The 16,743-nt window shown below is 74.4% G+C and carries 20 protein-coding genes; 5 read left to right on the forward strand and 15 right to left on the reverse strand.

Annotation, left to right across the window (positions count from 1 at the left end; all coding sequences use genetic code 11):
• Nucleotides 1–65: 65 nt before the first annotated feature.
• Nucleotides 66–1,019, reverse strand: coding sequence for a hypothetical protein (locus tag ACZ6BG_RS37435; protein ID WP_469010402.1), 954 nt, complete (start codon nucleotides 1,017–1,019; stop codon nucleotides 66–68).
• A 77-nt stretch (nucleotides 1,020–1,096) separates the two neighbouring features.
• Nucleotides 1,097–1,798, reverse strand: coding sequence for an ANTAR domain-containing response regulator (locus ACZ6BG_RS37440; protein WP_469010404.1), 702 nt, complete (start codon nucleotides 1,796–1,798; stop codon nucleotides 1,097–1,099).
• An 81-nt stretch (nucleotides 1,799–1,879) separates the two neighbouring features.
• Between ACZ6BG_RS37440 and ACZ6BG_RS37445 the strand changes: the two genes are divergently transcribed.
• Complete coding sequence (locus ACZ6BG_RS37445) at nucleotides 1,880–3,001, forward strand: PAS domain-containing protein (protein WP_469010406.1); 1,122 nt, start codon at nucleotides 1,880–1,882, stop codon at nucleotides 2,999–3,001.
• On the opposite strand, the gene ACZ6BG_RS37450 is transcribed toward ACZ6BG_RS37445, so the two are convergent.
• Nucleotides 2,982–3,920, reverse strand: a complete 939-nt coding sequence (locus tag ACZ6BG_RS37450; protein ID WP_469010408.1) for an RNA polymerase sigma factor SigF — start codon at nucleotides 3,918–3,920, stop codon at nucleotides 2,982–2,984. The genes ACZ6BG_RS37445 and ACZ6BG_RS37450 overlap by 20 nt on opposite strands.
• 267 nt (nucleotides 3,921–4,187) lie before the next feature.
• Between ACZ6BG_RS37450 and ACZ6BG_RS37455 the strand changes: the two genes are divergently transcribed.
• Nucleotides 4,188–4,562, forward strand: coding sequence for a hypothetical protein (locus ACZ6BG_RS37455; RefSeq protein WP_469010556.1), 375 nt, complete (start codon nucleotides 4,188–4,190; stop codon nucleotides 4,560–4,562).
• Nucleotides 4,563–4,688: 126 nt separating this feature from the next.
• Nucleotides 4,689–5,078, forward strand: a complete 390-nt coding sequence (locus tag ACZ6BG_RS37460) for a CBS domain-containing protein (RefSeq protein ID WP_469010410.1) — start codon at nucleotides 4,689–4,691, stop codon at nucleotides 5,076–5,078.
• 56 nt (nucleotides 5,079–5,134) lie between these two features.
• On the opposite strand, the gene ACZ6BG_RS37465 is transcribed toward ACZ6BG_RS37460, so the two are convergent.
• From ACZ6BG_RS37465 to ACZ6BG_RS37475, 3 genes are all read right to left on the reverse strand, one after another.
• Nucleotides 5,135–5,719 carry a TIGR03086 family metal-binding protein gene (locus ACZ6BG_RS37465; RefSeq protein WP_469010413.1) on the reverse strand — a complete coding sequence of 195 codons (585 nt, stop codon included), beginning with the start codon at nucleotides 5,717–5,719 and terminating at the stop codon, nucleotides 5,135–5,137.
• A 412-nt stretch (nucleotides 5,720–6,131) separates the two neighbouring features.
• Entirely contained in the window at nucleotides 6,132–7,061 is a 930-nt protein-coding gene (locus tag ACZ6BG_RS37470) for an AraC family transcriptional regulator (RefSeq protein WP_469010415.1), read from the reverse strand.
• A gap of 86 nt (nucleotides 7,062–7,147) precedes the next feature.
• Nucleotides 7,148–8,776 (reverse strand): ABC-F family ATP-binding cassette domain-containing protein, encoded by a 1,629-nt coding sequence (locus ACZ6BG_RS37475; RefSeq protein WP_469010417.1) that lies wholly within the window; start codon nucleotides 8,774–8,776, stop codon nucleotides 7,148–7,150.
• A 184-nt stretch (nucleotides 8,777–8,960) separates the two neighbouring features.
• Here ACZ6BG_RS37475 and ACZ6BG_RS37480 point away from each other — a divergent pair, with 184 nt between their 5' ends.
• Complete coding sequence (locus ACZ6BG_RS37480) at nucleotides 8,961–10,448, forward strand: phosphatase PAP2 family protein (protein ID WP_469010421.1); 1,488 nt, start codon at nucleotides 8,961–8,963, stop codon at nucleotides 10,446–10,448.
• A 153-nt stretch (nucleotides 10,449–10,601) separates the two neighbouring features.
• Nucleotides 10,602–11,429, forward strand: coding sequence for a class I SAM-dependent methyltransferase (locus ACZ6BG_RS37485; RefSeq protein WP_469010425.1), 828 nt, complete (start codon nucleotides 10,602–10,604; stop codon nucleotides 11,427–11,429).
• Between the two features lie 112 nt (nucleotides 11,430–11,541).
• On the opposite strand, the gene ACZ6BG_RS37490 is transcribed toward ACZ6BG_RS37485, so the two are convergent.
• From ACZ6BG_RS37490 to ACZ6BG_RS37530, 9 genes are read right to left on the reverse strand one after another with little or no spacing between them, the layout of a single operon-like run.
• A complete protein-coding gene (locus tag ACZ6BG_RS37490) occupies nucleotides 11,542–11,811 on the reverse strand; it encodes a gas vesicle protein K (RefSeq protein WP_469010428.1) in 270 nt (89 codons plus the stop codon).
• 48 nt (nucleotides 11,812–11,859) lie between these two features.
• Nucleotides 11,860–12,147 (reverse strand): gas vesicle protein, encoded by a 288-nt coding sequence (locus ACZ6BG_RS37495; protein WP_469010430.1) that lies wholly within the window; start codon nucleotides 12,145–12,147, stop codon nucleotides 11,860–11,862.
• Nucleotides 12,144–13,040 carry a GvpL/GvpF family gas vesicle protein gene (locus tag ACZ6BG_RS37500; RefSeq protein WP_469010432.1) on the reverse strand — a complete coding sequence of 299 codons (897 nt, stop codon included), beginning with the start codon at nucleotides 13,038–13,040 and terminating at the stop codon, nucleotides 12,144–12,146. The genes ACZ6BG_RS37495 and ACZ6BG_RS37500 overlap by 4 nt, the downstream gene beginning before the upstream one ends.
• Nucleotides 13,030–13,422: a gas vesicle protein gene (locus ACZ6BG_RS37505; protein WP_469010434.1), complete on the reverse strand. Its 393-nt coding sequence runs from the start codon at nucleotides 13,420–13,422 to the stop codon at nucleotides 13,030–13,032. Before ACZ6BG_RS37505 ends, ACZ6BG_RS37500 begins: the two co-directional genes overlap by 11 nt.
• On the reverse strand, nucleotides 13,419–14,555 hold the full coding sequence (locus ACZ6BG_RS37510) for an SRPBCC family protein (RefSeq protein WP_469010436.1): 1,137 nt from the start codon (nucleotides 14,553–14,555) through the stop codon (nucleotides 13,419–13,421). Before ACZ6BG_RS37510 ends, ACZ6BG_RS37505 begins: the two co-directional genes overlap by 4 nt.
• Nucleotides 14,548–15,144: a DNA primase gene (locus ACZ6BG_RS37515; protein WP_469010438.1), complete on the reverse strand. Its 597-nt coding sequence runs from the start codon at nucleotides 15,142–15,144 to the stop codon at nucleotides 14,548–14,550. Before ACZ6BG_RS37515 ends, ACZ6BG_RS37510 begins: the two co-directional genes overlap by 8 nt.
• Before the next feature lie 18 nt (nucleotides 15,145–15,162).
• The gene (locus tag ACZ6BG_RS37520; protein WP_469010439.1) at nucleotides 15,163–15,441 is read right to left on the reverse strand and encodes a gas vesicle protein GvpG; all 279 of its coding nucleotides are present in this window, start codon (nucleotides 15,439–15,441) and stop codon (nucleotides 15,163–15,165) included.
• A 17-nt stretch (nucleotides 15,442–15,458) separates the two neighbouring features.
• Nucleotides 15,459–16,217: a GvpL/GvpF family gas vesicle protein gene (locus ACZ6BG_RS37525; RefSeq protein WP_469010440.1), complete on the reverse strand. Its 759-nt coding sequence runs from the start codon at nucleotides 16,215–16,217 to the stop codon at nucleotides 15,459–15,461.
• Nucleotides 16,214–16,648 (reverse strand): gas vesicle structural protein GvpA, encoded by a 435-nt coding sequence (locus tag ACZ6BG_RS37530; protein WP_469010442.1) that lies wholly within the window; start codon nucleotides 16,646–16,648, stop codon nucleotides 16,214–16,216. The genes ACZ6BG_RS37525 and ACZ6BG_RS37530 overlap by 4 nt, the downstream gene beginning before the upstream one ends.
• Between the last annotated feature and the right edge of the window lie 95 nt (nucleotides 16,649–16,743).

Below are 16,743 nucleotides of genomic sequence, written 5' to 3' on the forward strand. Positions count from 1 at the left end.
TGTCTCCGTACCCACGGCGGCGCCGCTCCACGTCCCGGTGGTCGGCCGCTTGACCTGACCGGCGGTCAGCGGGCGGACGTCCGGTCGCGGCGCAGCCGGTGCACGGCGGCGCCCAGGGCCCCGCTGACCAGCAGGCCGCCCGCGGCGAGGGCCGCCGGGGAGTCGGTGAAGCCGCCGTCGCGCCCGGCGTGGACGCCGTGGGCGGCGGGGGCCGTATGGGTGGGGTCGTGGGTGGGCCGGTGGGTGGGGGTGTGGGCGGTACGGGTGACGGTGAACGTCGCCTTCCACTGGCCGTCGTCGTGGCAGGCGCCGTCCACGGCCCACTGCGACTCGGTGCCCACGGTGTCGGGGCCGCCGCCCTCGAAGGACGCGGCGGCGGCGATGCGGGCCGTGCCTTGATAGGCGGCCCCGGCGCCGCCCGGGTTCTCGGCGTCGTCCCGGCTCCCGGCACCGCCCGGGTTCTCGGCGTCGCTCCGGCCCCCGGCGTAGTCCCCGTTCTCCGCGTCGCCCCTGAGCCCGGCCTCGTCGCCCGCCCCCGCCCCCCTTTCCGTCCCGGTCCCGGTCCCGGTCCCCGTGCCGGTTCCCGTCCCTGAGTCCGTCCCCGAGTCCGTTCCCGTCCCGGTGCCGGACTCCTCGCCGGGTACGGTCCCGAGGTCGGACTCCAGACCGGGCTCAAGGCCCGGCTCGCCGCCGGGTTCGAGTCCCTGCGGGTCGGTGAGGCCGTACGGGTCGCCCTGCTCGTGCTGCTGCCGCTCGTTCGGCAGCCCCTGGCCGCTCTGCACGCGCTGGAGCTGGACGCTGCCCTGCTCGAAGGCCTGGGAGCTGGCGGTCATGGTCTGCGGGGGTGTGCCGCCGGTGTCCGGGCAGGACACGGAGACGGTGATCTGTTCGCCGGGGGCGAGGTGCTTGGGGGTGACTTCGGCGGTGGCGTCTCCCGCGTACGCGGACGGGGCTGCGGCGAGGGTGCAGAGGGCGGCCGTGGTGAGGGTCAGGGCGAGGTGCGGGACGGAAGTGCGCATGAGGTCATTCGAGCGTGGGGGTGCGTCATCCGCGCGGTGTGACCTCCGGCCGGGTGATCGGGGCCGGGCCCCGTGCCTCACTCGGCCAGTGCCGTCAGCTCGGCCTCCAGACCCCTGCCCCGCGTCTCCACCAGCGCCGCCGCCACCTCGGCGAGTTTCCGGTTGGACTGCTGGGAGACGCGGCGCAGAAGAGTGAAGGCACGGTCGGCGTCGCAGGTCACGATGTGCATGATGATGCCGCAGGCCTGATCGACGACGGGGCGGGTGCGCAGCGCCTCGCCCAGGTGGTCGAGTTCCGTGAGCGCGGCGCGGTAGTGGCGGTCGCGGACAAGGCCCGCCGCCGCGAGGTCGCCGAGCGCCTGCGCGGGGCCGCAGCCCGCGTCGTCGAGGGTGCCGGGGCGGAAGCTGAACAGGCTGAGGGTGAGGGTGAGCCCGGAGCGCCGGAAGGGCAGCGTGATGCTCGCGCGGACTCCGGAGTCCAGGGCGAGCGCGCGGTACTCCGGCCAGCGGTCGTCGTGCAGGAGGTCCTCCGCGTCCACCGGCGCGCCCCGCTCCTGGGCCGCGGGGATGGGCCCGTCGCCGGAGCGCAACTGCGCCGAGACGAGGCCGGACAGGTCGGGGTGGGTGACGGCGGCCGGGTGCACCTGGCCGCCCTCGCTGACGGTCGCGCCCGCGCCGCAGCACTCGGCGGTGCAGCGCAGCGCCTGTTCGGCCAGCTCCGAGAGCCTGCGGGCCGGCAGGGCGGATTCCGGCCCGTCCGTTCCGAGCAGCATCGGCATGGTGACACGCCTCCTCGTTTCCTCTCTGTCGGGTTCCCTCTGACACCCCCGGAAAACGGCCCCAGCCGATACGTTCATGGCATGACGGACACCGACCGTTTCGGCGAGGACCTGGCGGACTTCGTGCGCCGGGTCGCGGAGTTGAAGGCTTCGCGCACGGTTCCCTCAAGTGACCTGCGCACCATGCTCGACGCGGCGTTGTTCGAGCTCGACCACGTGGCGGAGCGGCTGTGGCCCGGTTTCGAGCGGCTCGCCGCGGACGGCCCGGCGCCGGGCACGACGGCCGTGCGGGACGAACAGCGGCTGCTGCGCACCGTGTTCCAGCGGTTCCCGCTGCCGGTGGCGCTCGTCGACGGCGAGACGGTGGTGCGGCGCCTGAACACCGCGGCGGCGGATCTCACGGGGGTGCGCGGCGGGTACGCGACGGGGCGGCCGTTCGCCGGCTTCCTGACGCCGTCCGACCGGACCGCGTTCCGCTCGCAGGCCGCGGCGGTGGCCCGCAGGGAGGGCGACCGCAGCCTGACGGTCCGGTTGCAGCACCAGCCGCGGATTCCGGTGCGGGCCACGTTGACCGCGCTGCGGCCCGGCACCGAGCCCCGCACCGTCGTCCTCGTCGTCCTGCAGCCGCCGGGCACCCGGGACCCGCTGCCGCGGAGCGTGCGGGACCGGACGCCGGACCTCGCCGAGGCGACCCGCAACGCCGAACTCGTCGAACTCACGGACGCCATGACGGTCACGCTGCTCACCGCGCCGAGCGGGGACCCGACCCGGGTGCTCGCCCGGGTCCCCGAGGTGCTGCACGGCCGGTTCGCCGACTGGGTGATCGCCGACGAGGGCGCCGAGCGGCCGCGGCGGCGCACGGTCCTCGGCCCCGAGGGCGGCCCGGTCGCCGACGTCCTCGCGCAGGATCCGGCCGACTGCCCGCTGGTCATGGAGACGGCGCGCTGCGGGGCGCCGACGCTGCAGGTGCGGCCGGATCCGCCGGACAGCTTCGGCCGGGACGCGAGCGGCGCCCCGGTCCTCGTGCGCGCGCATGTCACGTCCCTGCTGTGCGTGCCGATCGCGCCGGGGCCCGGCGGTCCGGTCGAGGGGGTGCTGAGCCTGTTCAGGACCGGCGCGCGCCTCGCGTTCTCGATGGCGGAGGCGCGCGCCGTGGATGTGATGTCCCGGCACATCGCCCTGGCTATGCGGCGCTCGGGGTGACCCGGGCGGCGCGGGCCCGCTCCTCGCGCCGGGCGGCGCCCGCGTGGTGGGTCGTCTCGCGCAGGACCTCCTCGCGCATCCGCCCGCAGCAGCGGCTGATCAGGCGCGACACGTGCATCTGGGAGATGCCCAGGTGCTCGGCGATGCGGCTCTGCGTCATGTCGCGGAAGAACCGCAGGTAGAGGATGGTCCGTTCGCGTTCCGGCAGTTGTGCGAGGCGGGGTTTGACGGCCTCGCGGTCGACGACGACGTCGAGGGCGGGGTCGGGGCCGCCGAGGGTGTCGCGCAGGGCGTAGCCGTCGTCGCCGCCCGGGAGTTCGGCGTCCAGGGACAGTGCGGTGAAGCTGTCGAGCGCTTCGAGTCCGGTCGCCGCGTCCTCCTCGCTCATCCCGGCCCGCTCGGCGATCTCGGGGACGCTGGGGGTGCGTCCGGGCGTGGTCTGGGTCAGGTCCTGGCAGGCGAACCGCACGCGGTTGCGCAGGTCCTGCACGCGTCGCGGCACGTGCAGCGTCCACATGTGGTCGCGGAAGTGGCGCTTGATCTCGCCGGTGACGGTCGGCACGGCGTAGCTCTCGAAGGCGTTGCCGCGCTCGGGGTCGTAGCGGTCGACGGCCTTGACGAGGCCGAGGGCGGCGACCTGACGCAGGTCGTCGAGGGCTTCGCCGCGGTTGCGGAAGCGGCCCGCGAGCCGGTCGGCCATGGGCAGCCAGGCCCGCACCAACTCCTCGCGCAGGGCGTCACGTTCGGGTCCGTGGGGCAGTTCGCAGAGCCGCCGGAAGGCCGCGGCGGTGTCGGGGGCGTCGTCGTGCGGGTGCCGCTTGGACCGCGTGCGCTGCGGGCGCGGGGGCTGGGGGTGTGCGGGGCGTACGGCGCCGTGGTGGCGGGTCGTGTCCTGGAATCGTGCTGCATCGGATCGCATGATGCGTGCAACTCCCTTTGAGCCGGTGCCTGGTGTGGACGGTCACCGTGGGAGGGCGTGCGCTCATCGCACCTGGGCACACCCGGGCGAGCGATACCGCTCCCACGGACGTGCCTCCGGTCCGAAGCACTGTCTTTCCGCCTGCCCCGCGCGCCGCGGGGCAAACACCCGCCCGGACGCACCGGGTCCGCACCGGCCGGGGGGAGGACGTCTCCGTATCCTGTGCGTCCGGCCGCCGACCAGGCAGAGGAGGGCGCGGTGGGGCTGATGCTGTGCCCGGCGGGTGCTGCCGCCGAAAGCCCGGACGTCTCGTGGCCGTACACCGGCTTCTCGATGTTCCGGCAGTGGCTGGCGCGGGCCGAGGGCTTCGCGCCGGACTCGATGCGCGGCTTCGGCGGCCAGCGCCCCCGGAGCGAGGTCTCCGGCCCGCTCACGCCGCTGCTCGACCACGCCGACGACGGCGGCCCCGACCTCACCCCGGGCCAGTGCGCCGCGATGCTGCCGCGCCTGCGGGAGATCACCGGCCAGCGGCACGAGGGTGACGCCGATCCGGCGCACCGACGGCGCGTGGACGACGTACGCGAACCGGTCGCCGTCCTGGAGCACTGCGTCACGCACGACGTGGGCCTCGCCTTCGGCTGACCTCGCGCCCCGCGCCCCTCCCCGGCCCTCCCGAAACCTCGATGTGAGAACCCCCGCCGGATGGGCACCCGGACAGCGGTGGCTCGGACGGAAGGCCGGACGGAGCGGAAAGAGGGGCTCGACGCCATGGAGCGCTACGTGAGGGACGTCATGACACCGGGAGTGGCGGCGGTCAGGCCCGACGCGTCACTGGTGGAGGCCGCGCAGGTGATGCGCGCCGAGGACATCGGCGGTGTCGTCGTCACGGGCGGCGGCCGGCTCCTCGGGGTGCTCACCGACCGGGACATCACACTGCGGGCCGTGGCCGACGGCGCCGACCCGCTGACGGTCAGCGCCCAGTCCGTGTGCACGCCGAACCCCGTGGTGGTCGCCCCCGACGACGCGGTGTCGGAGGCCGTCGGCCTGATGCGGGCCCACGCGGTGCGCCGACTGCCCGTCGTCGAGGACGGCAGGCCCGTCGGCATGGTCAGCATCGGCGATCTGTCGGCCGAGCGGGGCGGCGGGGCCTGGAGCTGAGCGGTCCCGCATGAAGGGGCCGGGCGTTCACAGGGCAAGGCGTCAAGGGCCGGGCGTCAGGGAGTTCGTCCCAGCAGGTTCAGGAGCTCGGTCTGCGCGTCCGCCCCGGCCGGGGGCCGCACGGCGGGGCCGAACAGGCCGCTCTTGCTCAACTCGGCCGCGTACGGCGTCACTTCGCGCAGGGCGGCGGCGACGAGGTCGTCCGGGAGCCGTTCGTCGGCGCCGATCGCCCGGGACAGGTCCCAGGTGTGCACGACGAGGTCGGTGACCATCTGCGCGCAGTAGTCGGGCGCGGGTGTCTCGCCGTACGAGAGGTGCACGGCGCGGTCCAGGGCGCCGGGCTCGCCGAACGCGGTGCGGGCGGCGTCGGCCGCGGTGTCCCAGGAGGCGACCGGGTCGGGGCCGAGGACGTCGCCGTCGAAGCTGTCGCCGACGGACGCGAGGGTCGCGCCGTCGCGGACCAGCGGCGGCACCCACAGCTGCTCGACGACGAGGTGGCCGACGAGGTCCCGTACCGTCCACTGTGCGCAGGGTGTCGGCGCGTCCCACTGGTCGGCGCGGACGGCGTGCACCCGGTCGGTGAACAGGTCGAGGGCCCGGCCGTGGCGCCGGAGCAGGTGGGTGGTGTCGGTCGCGCTCATGCCGCCTCCGGTCCGTCTCCGGTGCGCGGCACCGCTGTGCGCGCACCTTCGAGTGTGACCCCGCCGTGCGTGCCGGGCAGCGGGAGCGAGCCGGAAGGCCGGAAATGAGGCCGGAAGGGCGGGCCCGATGACACCGCGCGGGTGCCGAGGGGGAGCGACCGGGCCCGCGGCCCGAGCCGGCCCGGCGGGCTCCGCCGGGCCGGAAGCGCCGAGGTTCCGTCCACGGCCGACGCCCCGGAAGAAGGCTAGGGCTCCCGCGACGGCGACCGGTCCGCCCGGCACCACGACACCCTAGGCGGGCGCCCCCGGGCCCACGATCCGCTCGACGCGGCGGGTGTCCGAATAACGCACCGCGACACGCCGTTCCGCGTCACGGACCGCGCCGCACCACCCCGCGACCCGCCGCGCACCCTCACCCGCGCAGCGTCTGCGACGGCAGTTCCCCGAAGCGCGCCCGGTACTGCTCCGCGAACCGGCCGAGGTGCGTGAAGCCCCAGCGGTGGGCGACGTCGCTCACGCACCGCTCCTCGGGCACGGCCGCGCGCAGTTCGTCCCGCACGCGCTGCAGCCGTACGTCGCGTACGTACGCCATCGGGGACATCCCCACGTACCGGCGGAATGCCTCCTGGAGCCAGCGCACCCCGACCCGGGCCTCGGCGGCGAGCGTCGCGGCGGTGAAGGGGTGCTCGGGGCGCTGCTGCACGGCGTCCATGGCGCGCTTGACCGGCGCGGGCCGCAACCGGGCGACGGGGTCGGTGAGCTGGTCGCGGTAGCGGTGTCCGGCGGCGAGCAGCAGGCCGTTCAGGAGCGCCTCCTGCAGGGGCGCGGCGACCAGGGACCCGCTCAGCGTCGCGGACTCGTCGAGGAGGTCGTCCGCGACCGCGCGCACGAGCCGGGTCCAGCTCCGGCCGGGCCCCCGGCTGGTGTCGAAGCCCGGGTCGAGCGGCAGCGGGCCGCGGGTGGGCCGGTCGAGCAGCGTCTCCAGGCTGTCCTCCAGGGCCACCCGGTCCAGCTTCACGGCGAGCACCCGGCAGTCGCCCGACCAGCGGTCGACGGCGGTGTCGCCGCACGGCTGGTAGACGGCGGCGCTGTCGGACGTGGTGAGTGTGCGCGCGCCGGAGCCCTGGTGCCAGACCATGTGGCCGCTGAGCGGGATGTTGACGTGGTACGCCCCGAGTTCCCCGAGGCGCACGCGCACGTCCGTGCCGCAGGTCAGGCCTCCGACGGTGAGCGCGCCGAGGTGCCCGATGGTGAACTCCGCGCGAAAGGACCGCTGCCGGTCGAGGACGTCCAGGAAGTTGCTGTAGTAGGCCGCCACCAACACCTCCCGGGCCTCGTCCACATCACTGGTCCGAAAAGGCGTCCTGGCGGCCACGGTCTCTCCAACTGCACAGCGTACGGCGTGGTTTGACCACGCTACCCGCAGCGCTAGCGGGCCCGTTCCACTCTTTGCTCGTCCCATACGGCCTCCGGGGTCTCCCGGACGCGGCCGTCGGCGCCGAAGACCAGGTACCGGTCGAAGGAGCGGGCGAACCAGCGGTCGTGGGTCACGGCGAGCACCGTGCCCTCGTATGCCTCGAGGCCCTCCTGCAGTGCCTCGGCCGACTCCAGGTCGAGGTTGTCGGTGGGCTCGTCGAGCAGCAGGGCGGTGGCGCCCTCCAGCTCCAGGAGCAGGATCTGGAAGCGGGCCTGCTGGCCGCCGGAGAGCTTCTCGAAGCGCTGCTCGGCCTGTCCGGTGAGTTCGTAGCGGCGCAGCCGGGACATCGCCGCGCCCCGGTCCTTGGCGTGCTCGCGCCACAGGATGTCGAGGAGGGTGCGGCCCAGCAGCTCCGGGTGGGCGTGGGTCTGCGCGAAGTGACCCGGCACGACACGGGCGCCGAGCTTCCACCCCCCCGTGTGTGCCACCGGGTTGTCGGTGTCACCCGCGAGGAGGCGCAGGAAGTGCGACTTTCCAGAGCCGTTGGAGCCGAGGACGGCGACCCGCTCGCCGTAGAAGACCTCCAGGTCGAAGGGTTTCATCAGGCCGGTCAGTTCGAGGTTCTTGCAGGTGACGGCCCGGACGCCGGTGCGGCCGCCGTGCAGGCGCATGGTGATGTCCTGCTTGCGCGGCGGCTCGGGCGGCGGTCCGGCCTCCTCGAACTTGCGCAGCCGGGTCTTCGCCGCCTGGTAGCGGGACGCCATCTCGTCGCTGCGCGCGGCGTACTGCTGCATGTCCAGGACGAGCTTCTTCAGCTGGGCGTGCTTCTCGTCCCAGCGGCGGCGCAGCTCCTCGAAGCGGGCGAAGCGCTCCTGGCGCGCCTCGTGGTACGTCGCGAAGCCCGCGCCGTGCACCCACACCTCCGAGCCGCCGGGGCTGGGCTCCACGCTGACGATCTTCTCGGCGGAGCGGGCGAGGAGCTCCCGGTCGTGGCTGACGAACAGGACGGTCTTGCGGGTCTCCTCCAGGCGCTGCTCCAGCCAGCGCTTGCCGGGGACGTCCAGGTAGTTGTCGGGCTCGTCCAGGAGCAGCACCTCGTCGGTGCCGCGCAGCAGCGCTTCGAGGACCAGGCGCTTCTGCTCACCGCCGGAGAGCGTGCGCACCTCGCGCCACTGGGCCTTGTCGTACGGGACGCCGAGCGCCGCCGTCGTGCAGATGTCCCACAGCGTCTCGGCCTCGTACCCCCGGGCCTCCGCCCAGTCGGAGAGCGCCTGCGCGTACTGGAGCTGGGCCGCCTCGTCGTCGACCGTCATGATGGCGTGCTCGGCGCGGTCGACGGCCCGGGCGGCCTCGCGGATGCGGGGCTGCGCCACGGACACCAGGAGGTCGCGCACGGTCGTGCCGTCGCGCACGGAGCCGACGAACTGGGGCATCACGCCGAGGCCGCCGGACACCGTGACGGTGCCGCCGTGCGGCTTGAGCTCCCCCGCGATGAGCCGCAGCAGCGTCGTCTTGCCCGCGCCGTTCGCTCCGACCAGCGCCACCGCCGCGCCCTCGCCCACCCGGAACGAGACATCACCGAGCAGCGCTCGCCCGTCCGGCAGGTAGTACTCGAGGTGTGCGGCTTCCAGATGTCCCATGGGGGCGATTGTCCGGGGCACCGTTCGGTGACGGCAAACGATTTCCCGGGAGGGGGCCGGTGCGGCCGAGCGGATCCTCGGGGCGGCCGAGCCGCCAGGGCGGTGTCGGGGGCGCTTGGCGGGTTGATCCGTTGCAGATCGCCTTGATCCGTTGCAGATCGCCGCCGGGGGGTACGCGACACATATGACCTCAGATGCCGACCGCTCCCTGTCCCCGGCCCGCGGGCCCCGGAACCGGCTGATCGCGCTGGACCGCCAGGTCTTCGACGCCGTGGCCGCCCGGCACTGGCCAGGCCCCGACCGGCTGCTTCCGCGGCTCAGCCACGCCGCGAACCACGGGCGCCTGTGGTTCGCCACGGCGGGCGTGCTCGCCGCGACCCGGGGCCCGCGGGCCAAGCGCGCCGCCGCCCGGGGCGTGGCGTCCCTCGCGCTGGCGTCCGTGACGATCAACACGCTCGGCAAGCGCTCCGTGCGGCGGCCCCGGCCCGCCCTGGACGGCGTGCCGCTCATGCGCAGGCTGAAGCGGCAGCCCGTCACCACGTCGTTCCCCTCGGGGCACGCCGCGTCCGCGGCGGCCTTCGCGGTCGGGGTGGCCCTGGAGTCGCCCCGGCTCGGCGCGGCCGTCGCCCCGCTCGCGGGCGCCGTCGCGCTGTCCCGCGTCTACACGGGCGCGCACTTCCCGAGCGACGTCCTCGCCGGTGCCGCCCTGGGCGCGGGTGCCGCGTTCGCCGTACGCGGCCTCGTGCCGACCCGGTCCCAGTTGCCGCTGCCGGGGCGGCCGCGCGCCGAGGCCCCCGCCCTGCCCGGCGGGCGCGGCCTCGTCGTGGTCGCCAACAGCGGCGCGAAGACCTCCGACCGGGTGCGTGAGCTGCTCGACGTCCTGCCGCACGCCGAGGTGGTGACGTGCGCGCCGGACGGCCTCGTGGCCGAGTTGGAGAAGGCGGCGGCCCGCGCCCGCGCCCTCGGGGTGTGCGGCGGTGACGGCACCGTCAACGCGGCCGCCTCGGTGGCCCTGCGGCACGGCGTGCCGCTGGCGGTGCTGCCCGGCGGCACGCTCAACCACTTCGCGCACGACCTCGGGGTGGAAGGGCCCCGCGAGCTGGCGCGGGCCGTGGAGGTGGGCGACGCGGTCGCGGTGGACGTCGGCCGCTTCCGCTCCCACGCCGGTTCCGGGCACTTCGTCAACACCTTCAGCCTCGGCGTCTACCCCGAGCTGGTGCGGGAGCGGGAGCGGTGGTCGCCCCGGATCGGCGGCTGGCCCGCGGGGGTCCTCGCCGCGGCGCGCGTCCTGCGCTCCGACCAGCACCCGCTGCGCGCCGAGATCGGCGGCACCGAGCGGGCCCTGTGGCTGCTCTTCGCCGGGAACTGCACGTACAACCGCCTGGGCCCGGCGCCCACGCGGCGCTTCGACCTGGCCGACGGCCTGCTCGACGTGCGCGTCGTGCACGGCGGCCGCAGGCCCGGCTCCCGGCTCCTCGCGGCCGCGCTGACGGCTCCGCTGGAGCGCTCCCCCATCCAGACCACGGCCCGCCCGCGACGCCTGCGCATCGACGGCCTCGCACCCGGCACGAAGATCGCCTACGACGGCGAACTCGCTTCGGCGGAGGGTGAGTTGCTGCTTGACAAGCTGCCGGAGGCGCTGGCCGTGTATCGGCCGTCGCTGGCGACGTGACCCGCGCCGCCGTCGCTGGCTACGGGCCCCGCGCCGCCGAGCCCGGCTGCCGGTATGCCGCCCAACCCGGCCGACCGTATGCTTCCCACCCTGGTTGACCACATGACGAGACGCGGGTCTCATTATTCGGCATGAGCGGCTTACAGTGCCGTCATGTCAGCACCGCAGCAGCCCCACGCCGAGACCGCCGTCTACACGCACGGGCACCACGAGTCCGTCCTCCGCTCCCACACCTGGCGCACCGCCGCCAACTCGGCGGCCTACCTCCTCGACTCGCTCCGGCCGCACCTGCGGATCCTCGACGTCGGCTGCGGCCCGGGCACCATCACCGCCGACCTGGCCGCGCTGGTCCCGGACGGGCACGTCACCGGCGTCGACCGCGCGCCCGACATCCTGGACCGGGCGCGCGCCACGGCGGCCGAACGCGGCCTCGGCAACGTGACGTTCGCCGTCGCCGACGTGCACGCCCTCGACCACCCCGACGACACCTTCGACGTCGTGCACGCCCACCAGGTGCTCCAGCACGTCGGCGATCCCGTGCGGGCGCTGCGCGAGATGCGCCGGGTGTGCCGCCCGGGCGGCGTCGTCGCGGTGCGCGACAGCGACTACGCGGCGATGACCTGGTACCCGCGCGTGGCGGGCTTGGACGACTGGCTCGATCTGTACCGGCGGGTCGCCCGCGCCAACGGCGGCGAGCCGGACGCCGGGCGGCGCCTCAAGTCCTGGGCGCGGGAGGCCGGTTTCACCGAGGTCACGGCGTCCGCGGGCACTTGGTGCTACAGCACGCCCGAGGAACGGGCCTGGTGGAGCGGGCTGTGGGCGGACCGCACGGTGGCGTCCGCGTACGCGGAGCGGGCGACGGCGGGCGGGCACGCGGACCAGGAGCAGCTTGCGGCGGTCGCGGCGGCCTGGCGGGAGTGGGGGCGGGCGGAGGACGGCTGGTTCGTGGTGCTGCACGGGGAGTTGCTGTGCCGGGCGTGAGGTGACCTGACGCGGTCGGCGGGGGGGCGGCGGCAGGCTCGGTCTCCGGGCAGCGCCGCGGGCTCGGCCTCCAGGCAGCGCGGCAGGCTCGGCCTCCGGGCAGCGCGGGGGTTCAGTCCCGTGGCAGCAGGGGGCCCAGGGGGCCGAGGTCCAGGTTCAGGTCCTCGGGGCGCAGTCCGTAGCGCTCGCGGAGCCGCGTCATGCGGTCCTCCAGGAGCATCAACGTCATGCCGACCCGCTCCTCCTGATCCTCCGTCAGCTCCCCCGACTCGAATCGGCGGATGGCCTGGCGCTCCATCAGCTCGCGCAGCAGCTCGACGACGGTCAGGACGAGGGCGACGAGGTCGCGCTCCACGGTGTCCGGTTCCAGGTCCAGCTTCATGACGGCTCCCGCTTCATGGTCGGCTCCGGCTTCATGTCGGCCCCGGCTTCATGGCCTCTCCGGGGCAGCCCACCGCTCGCCACCGGCTCGCCCACCTCCGGTCCGGTCGTCCTCATCGGCCGTCGGCCACGGCGGAGGCACCCGCGCGTTGACCGCGCTGATCAGCGCCTTCAGGTCGATGCGGACGAGGTCGACGTCCGCGATGCGCAGGGTGATGTCGCCCGCGATGACCACACCACCGGCCAGCAGCCGGTCGAGGACGTCGACGAGCGCGATCTCCCGCCGCGCGAACGGCTCGACGGACGCACGCCCGGCACGGTCGGCCGACGCGCTCACGGCGACCCGCCCGCGTCCTGGCGTACCGCGCCCTCCCCGCCGTGCGCCCCCTCCCCCGCACCGGGGTCGCCCATGACGTCGGGGTCGTCCATGACGTCGGGGTCGTCCGTGAAGGAGTACGCCGCCCACGGTCCGGTCACCTCCACACGCAGCCCCGGCCGAGTGCCCTCGGTGCGGCCGATCAGCTCCAGGAACTCCTCGGACCGGGTACGGGGCACCAGATAGGCGGAGTTGAGGATGTTCCGGCCCGATCCGGCGTCGGTGAGCGGCCCGCTCTGCACGGGGTGCAGCCGCGCGTCGGCCGCGTACCGGGCGAGGTCGCCGTGCAGGCGCCGCGTGAACACCTCGGCCCGCGCCACGGCCTCCTCGCGCGCCGCGTTCCCGGCCCTGCGGCGGCGCAGATAGTCCCGCCCTGACCTCGGCGCACGCGAGGGCGGCGGTGCGGCGGCCCCGTCGGCGCCCCTGCCCCCCTCCGCGCCCCCGTCGTCGGCCGCGGCGCCCAGCCACACCTTCACGCCCCACTCGACATGGCCGTCGATGCGGTCCAGGATCCGGTGCAGCCGCTCGGACTCGTCCTCCAGCATGGCGCGTACGGCGCTGTCGTCGTGGAAGACCGTCGCGAGCCTCAGCGGCAGCGGACAGGTCACGGTCGCGAGGGCGGCGACGACGTTCTGATGGGCGCGGGCCGTCGCGGCCAGCCAGTGCAGGTCCTCCAGGTGCGCGTGCAGCGCCTCCCGCCCGAAGTCCCGTTCGGGGACGGGGCTGACGACGGCCACCAGGTCCTCGTGGGCGAGCTGGCGCGGCGGCGCGCCGCCCACGCCGATGAGGTCGGCGTGCAGCGGCGCGGCCGGCGGGCGGCACACGGCGTACACATAGCGCAGGTCATCGTTCACGTTCACGTTCTCCTCGGCCGTCTTGCCCGGTGCCGTCAGGTGCGGTGCTGCCGCCACGGTCAAGGATGCCGCGGCCCTCCGCGTCCGTCTCCAACTGCTCGACGCGGCGGCGCAGTTCCTCGTTCTCCCGCGCGAGCGCGGTCCGGCGCGCACCGCTGGACAGCGCCGGATCGTCCTCCCACCAGTCGATGCCCATCTCCTTGGCTCGCTCCACGGAGGCGACGACGAGGCGGAGCTTGATGGTGAGGAGTTCGATGTCGAGCAGGTTGATCCGGATGTCCCCCGCGATGACGATGCCCTTGTCCAGGACGCGTTCGAGGATGTCGGCGAGGTTCGCGCCGCCCTGCGGGTAGGGCTCGGGCAACCGGCTCGCGGTCGTCATCGGCGGTTCCGGCCGCCGTCGGCAGCGACGAGTTCGTCATCGGCGCCATCGGCGTCCGCGTACTCGCCGTCGTCAACCGCTTCCGGGTCCACGTCGGCCTCGTCCTCCTCTTCGGCGCGCGCGTCCTCGTCGACCTCGTCGTAGGCCCCCTCGCCGTCCTCGCCGTCCTCGTCGTAGGCCCCCTCGTCGTCCTCGTCCTCCTCCTCGTACGCGCCCTGGTGCTCTTCCTCGTGCGCGCGCTCCTCGTCCTCCTCGTCCGCGACCGCCTCGTCGTGGCCGCGCACCACCTCGCCGTCACGGATCTCTCCGCGCCAGCCGTCGCTCGCCTCGCCCCGCATCGACAGATACCGGGCGAAGTGCTTGAGGTCGAGGCGGACCCGGCGGCCCTGGGCGCGCCAGATGTTGCCGGTCTTCTCGAACAGGCCCTTCGGGTAGTACTCGATGACGAGCAGGACGCGGGTCAGCTGTTCGCCGAGCGGGTGGAAGGTGACCACGCCCTTCGTGGTGCCCTTCGCGCCCTCCGACGTCCAGGAGATCCGCTGGTCCGGCACCTGCTCGGTGACGTGCGCCTTCCAACTGCGGCTGGACCAGAAGACCTTGAGCTGCCAGTCGGAGTCCGTGTCGCCCGCCGCGCTCGCGCTCTTGACGCCCTTGGCGTACGTGGCGAACTCCTGGAACTGCGTCCACTGGTCGTAGGCCTCACGGACCGGCACGCCGACGTCGACGTACTCCAGGATGACGGTGGGTTTCTGGCCGCCCCCGCCCTTCTTGCGGCGCCCGGTGAGGTTCTTCAGGGCGCCCTTGACGGAGTCCTTGAGGCGGCTGCCGCCCAGCTCCACGGCGCCGCGCAGCGGGCCCTTGCCCTGGGCGAGCTTGCGGCCGCCTTCGAGGGCGAGCTTGCCGAAGCCGGGGCTGCGGCCGTCGGCGATGTCGTTGAGCTTGACGGTGGTCTCGCCGAGCTTGCGGCCGACCCCGATCAGGGCGCGCTCGGCCTGCGCCATCGCATAGGCCTTGGCCTCGTCCTTCAGGCGGTCCGCCGCCGGGCTGTTGACGGCGGACCGCAGCATGTTCGGGGCCTCGGACCGGCCGCCGTTCCCGGTGTCCTCGCGGGTCTGTTCGCGGGTGTCAGTCATCGCTGCCTCCCCGCGCCCGGGTGGCCTTCTTCGCGGTGCGCCGCTGCGTGCCGCGCTGCTGCGAGCCGCGCGCGCCGTCCGTGCCGCGCGCGGTCCTCGCCTTGCGGTCCGGGCCCGTCTTGCGTTCGCCCCGGGCGGCCGACGTGGCCTTCTTCGTCGCCGAACCCGCCTTGCGGGTACCCGACTTGGCCGTACCGCCCGCGCTCTTGCCCGTGTCCCGGGCCTTGTCGGACGCCTCGTCCGCGCCGGGCACGGCATCCGTGTCGGGGGTGATCCCCGAGAGCCGGTCGCGCACGTCCAGGGTGCGGTCGTGCAGCCGGTCGGCGATGCCTTCGAGCTGCCGGTCGAGCAGCGAGCCGGTCGCCGCCTTGCCGACGCCCCGCAGGTCCTGCTTGAGCTGGTCGCCGATCTCCTTGAACTGCGGATTGTTCTCCAGTTGCCGTGTCACGGCGCCGGCGAGCGCGCCGGGGCTCAGCTGGAGCCTGCGGCCCGCCACCATCGTGCCCACGGCGAAGGCGAGTTTCGCCTTCTTCGTGCGTCCGAGAAGGTACCCCGCGCCCACGGCGAGGCCCACTGCCAGTCGATTCATGACGTTCCTGTCCTCACTTCACTGCCCTGACGGTGCCGGCGGTCGGTCGTCCGCCCGCGCCACGTCGCCGACGGGTCCGTGGCCGAGACGGGCGAGGAGTTCGTCCTCGCGGCGGTCGAACTCGTCCTCGTCGATCTCACCGGCGTCCAACCGCTCGGCTAGCAGGGCGAGTTCCTCGGTGATGGCCGAGGGGTCGTAGTACTGCCGCTCGGCCTCCGTGGCCACCTGCCGGAGCACCCACAGGGTGCCCCGGGCCGGTGCCAGTGGCAGGGCGAGCAGTTCGCCGATGAGTCCCATGGCCGGGCCTCGACGCCTCAGCCCACGCCCGCCGCGTCGTCCGCGGGCCGCGCCGGGCCCGGGTCGACGAAGCTGTACGGGGGCAGCGGACCGTGGACGCGCAGCTCCAGGTGGGGCTGGCTGCGGCGCAGTTCCTCGACGGCGGCGACGAATCCGTCGGCTCGGTCGCGGCTCACCAGGAACGACACGTTGGCGAGCCAGCCGGTGCCCTCGGGTCCTGCGCTCACGGAGTCGGCGCACGGCTCCAGGGCGCGCCGCACCTCGGCGCCGTCCCCGGCCTCGCGGGCCCGCACGGCCGCGGTCACCTGCTCGCCGAGGCGCAGCTTCTGTTCGTAACTGCCGCCGCCCGCACGCCGGTTGGCCTCGACCATGGAGCGCAGCTCGGGGTTCTCGGCGAGCACCTGGTGCAGCACGGCCTGCTCGTCGTGAGCGGCCTTCACGTTGTACTCGGCCTTGCCTTCGAGGGCGCGCAGCCGCTCCTCGTAGTGCTCGGCCCGGTCGGCGAGCACCGCGACGACGGCGTCGTCGTCCTGCGCGATGCTGCCGAAGCGCATCGGAAGGATCGGGCCGCCCGCGCCCGCCTCGTCCAGGACGCTCTGGTGCGCGAGCAGGTCGCGCCGCTTGGGCCGCAGGTCCTCGGGGCTGTCGGAGACGAGCGCGGCGAGGCCGTCGTGCCGGACGACGCGGACCTTGTGCGCGGGGTCGCCGATGCCGCCCATGCCCTCGGGAAGCGCCGGGTGCGTGGTGGCGGCGATGCCGTAGATGTACGTGGTCACTCCTGCTCCTCCTTCCGGGTGCGGGACGATGCGCGCCGGGCACGCGGCCGGGCGGGCTCCTCCTCGCCGCGGCCCTCGTCGCGGGCCTGCCGGAACGCGTCGGAGATGGTCTCCGCGGCGCCGGAGAGCGCGCCCTTGGACTTGCCGCGCGCGCCGGATTCGGTGATCTCGCCGACGAGGTCGGGCAGGCCGGGGCTCTTGTGCGGGCCCGCCTCCAGGTCGAGGCGGTTGCAGGCCTCGGCGAACCGCAGATACGTGTCGACGCTCGCGACCACGACCCGCACGTCGATCTTCAGGATCTCGATGCCGACGAGCGAGACACGGACGAAGGCGTCGATGACGAGCCCGCGGTCCAGGATGAGTTCGATGACGTCGTACAGGCCGCTGGTGCCGCCTGCGCCGCCGGACTGCTGTGCTGGGACTACGGTCATGCCGAGTTGCCCTCCTTGCGTGGGGAGTGTCGGGGGTTGTCGGGAACGGCTGGGGGCCCGGCGGGGGAGCCGGGCCGTTCGGGCGCGCCGCGGAT

Source organism: Streptomyces sp. NPDC041205, from assembly GCF_055591765.1.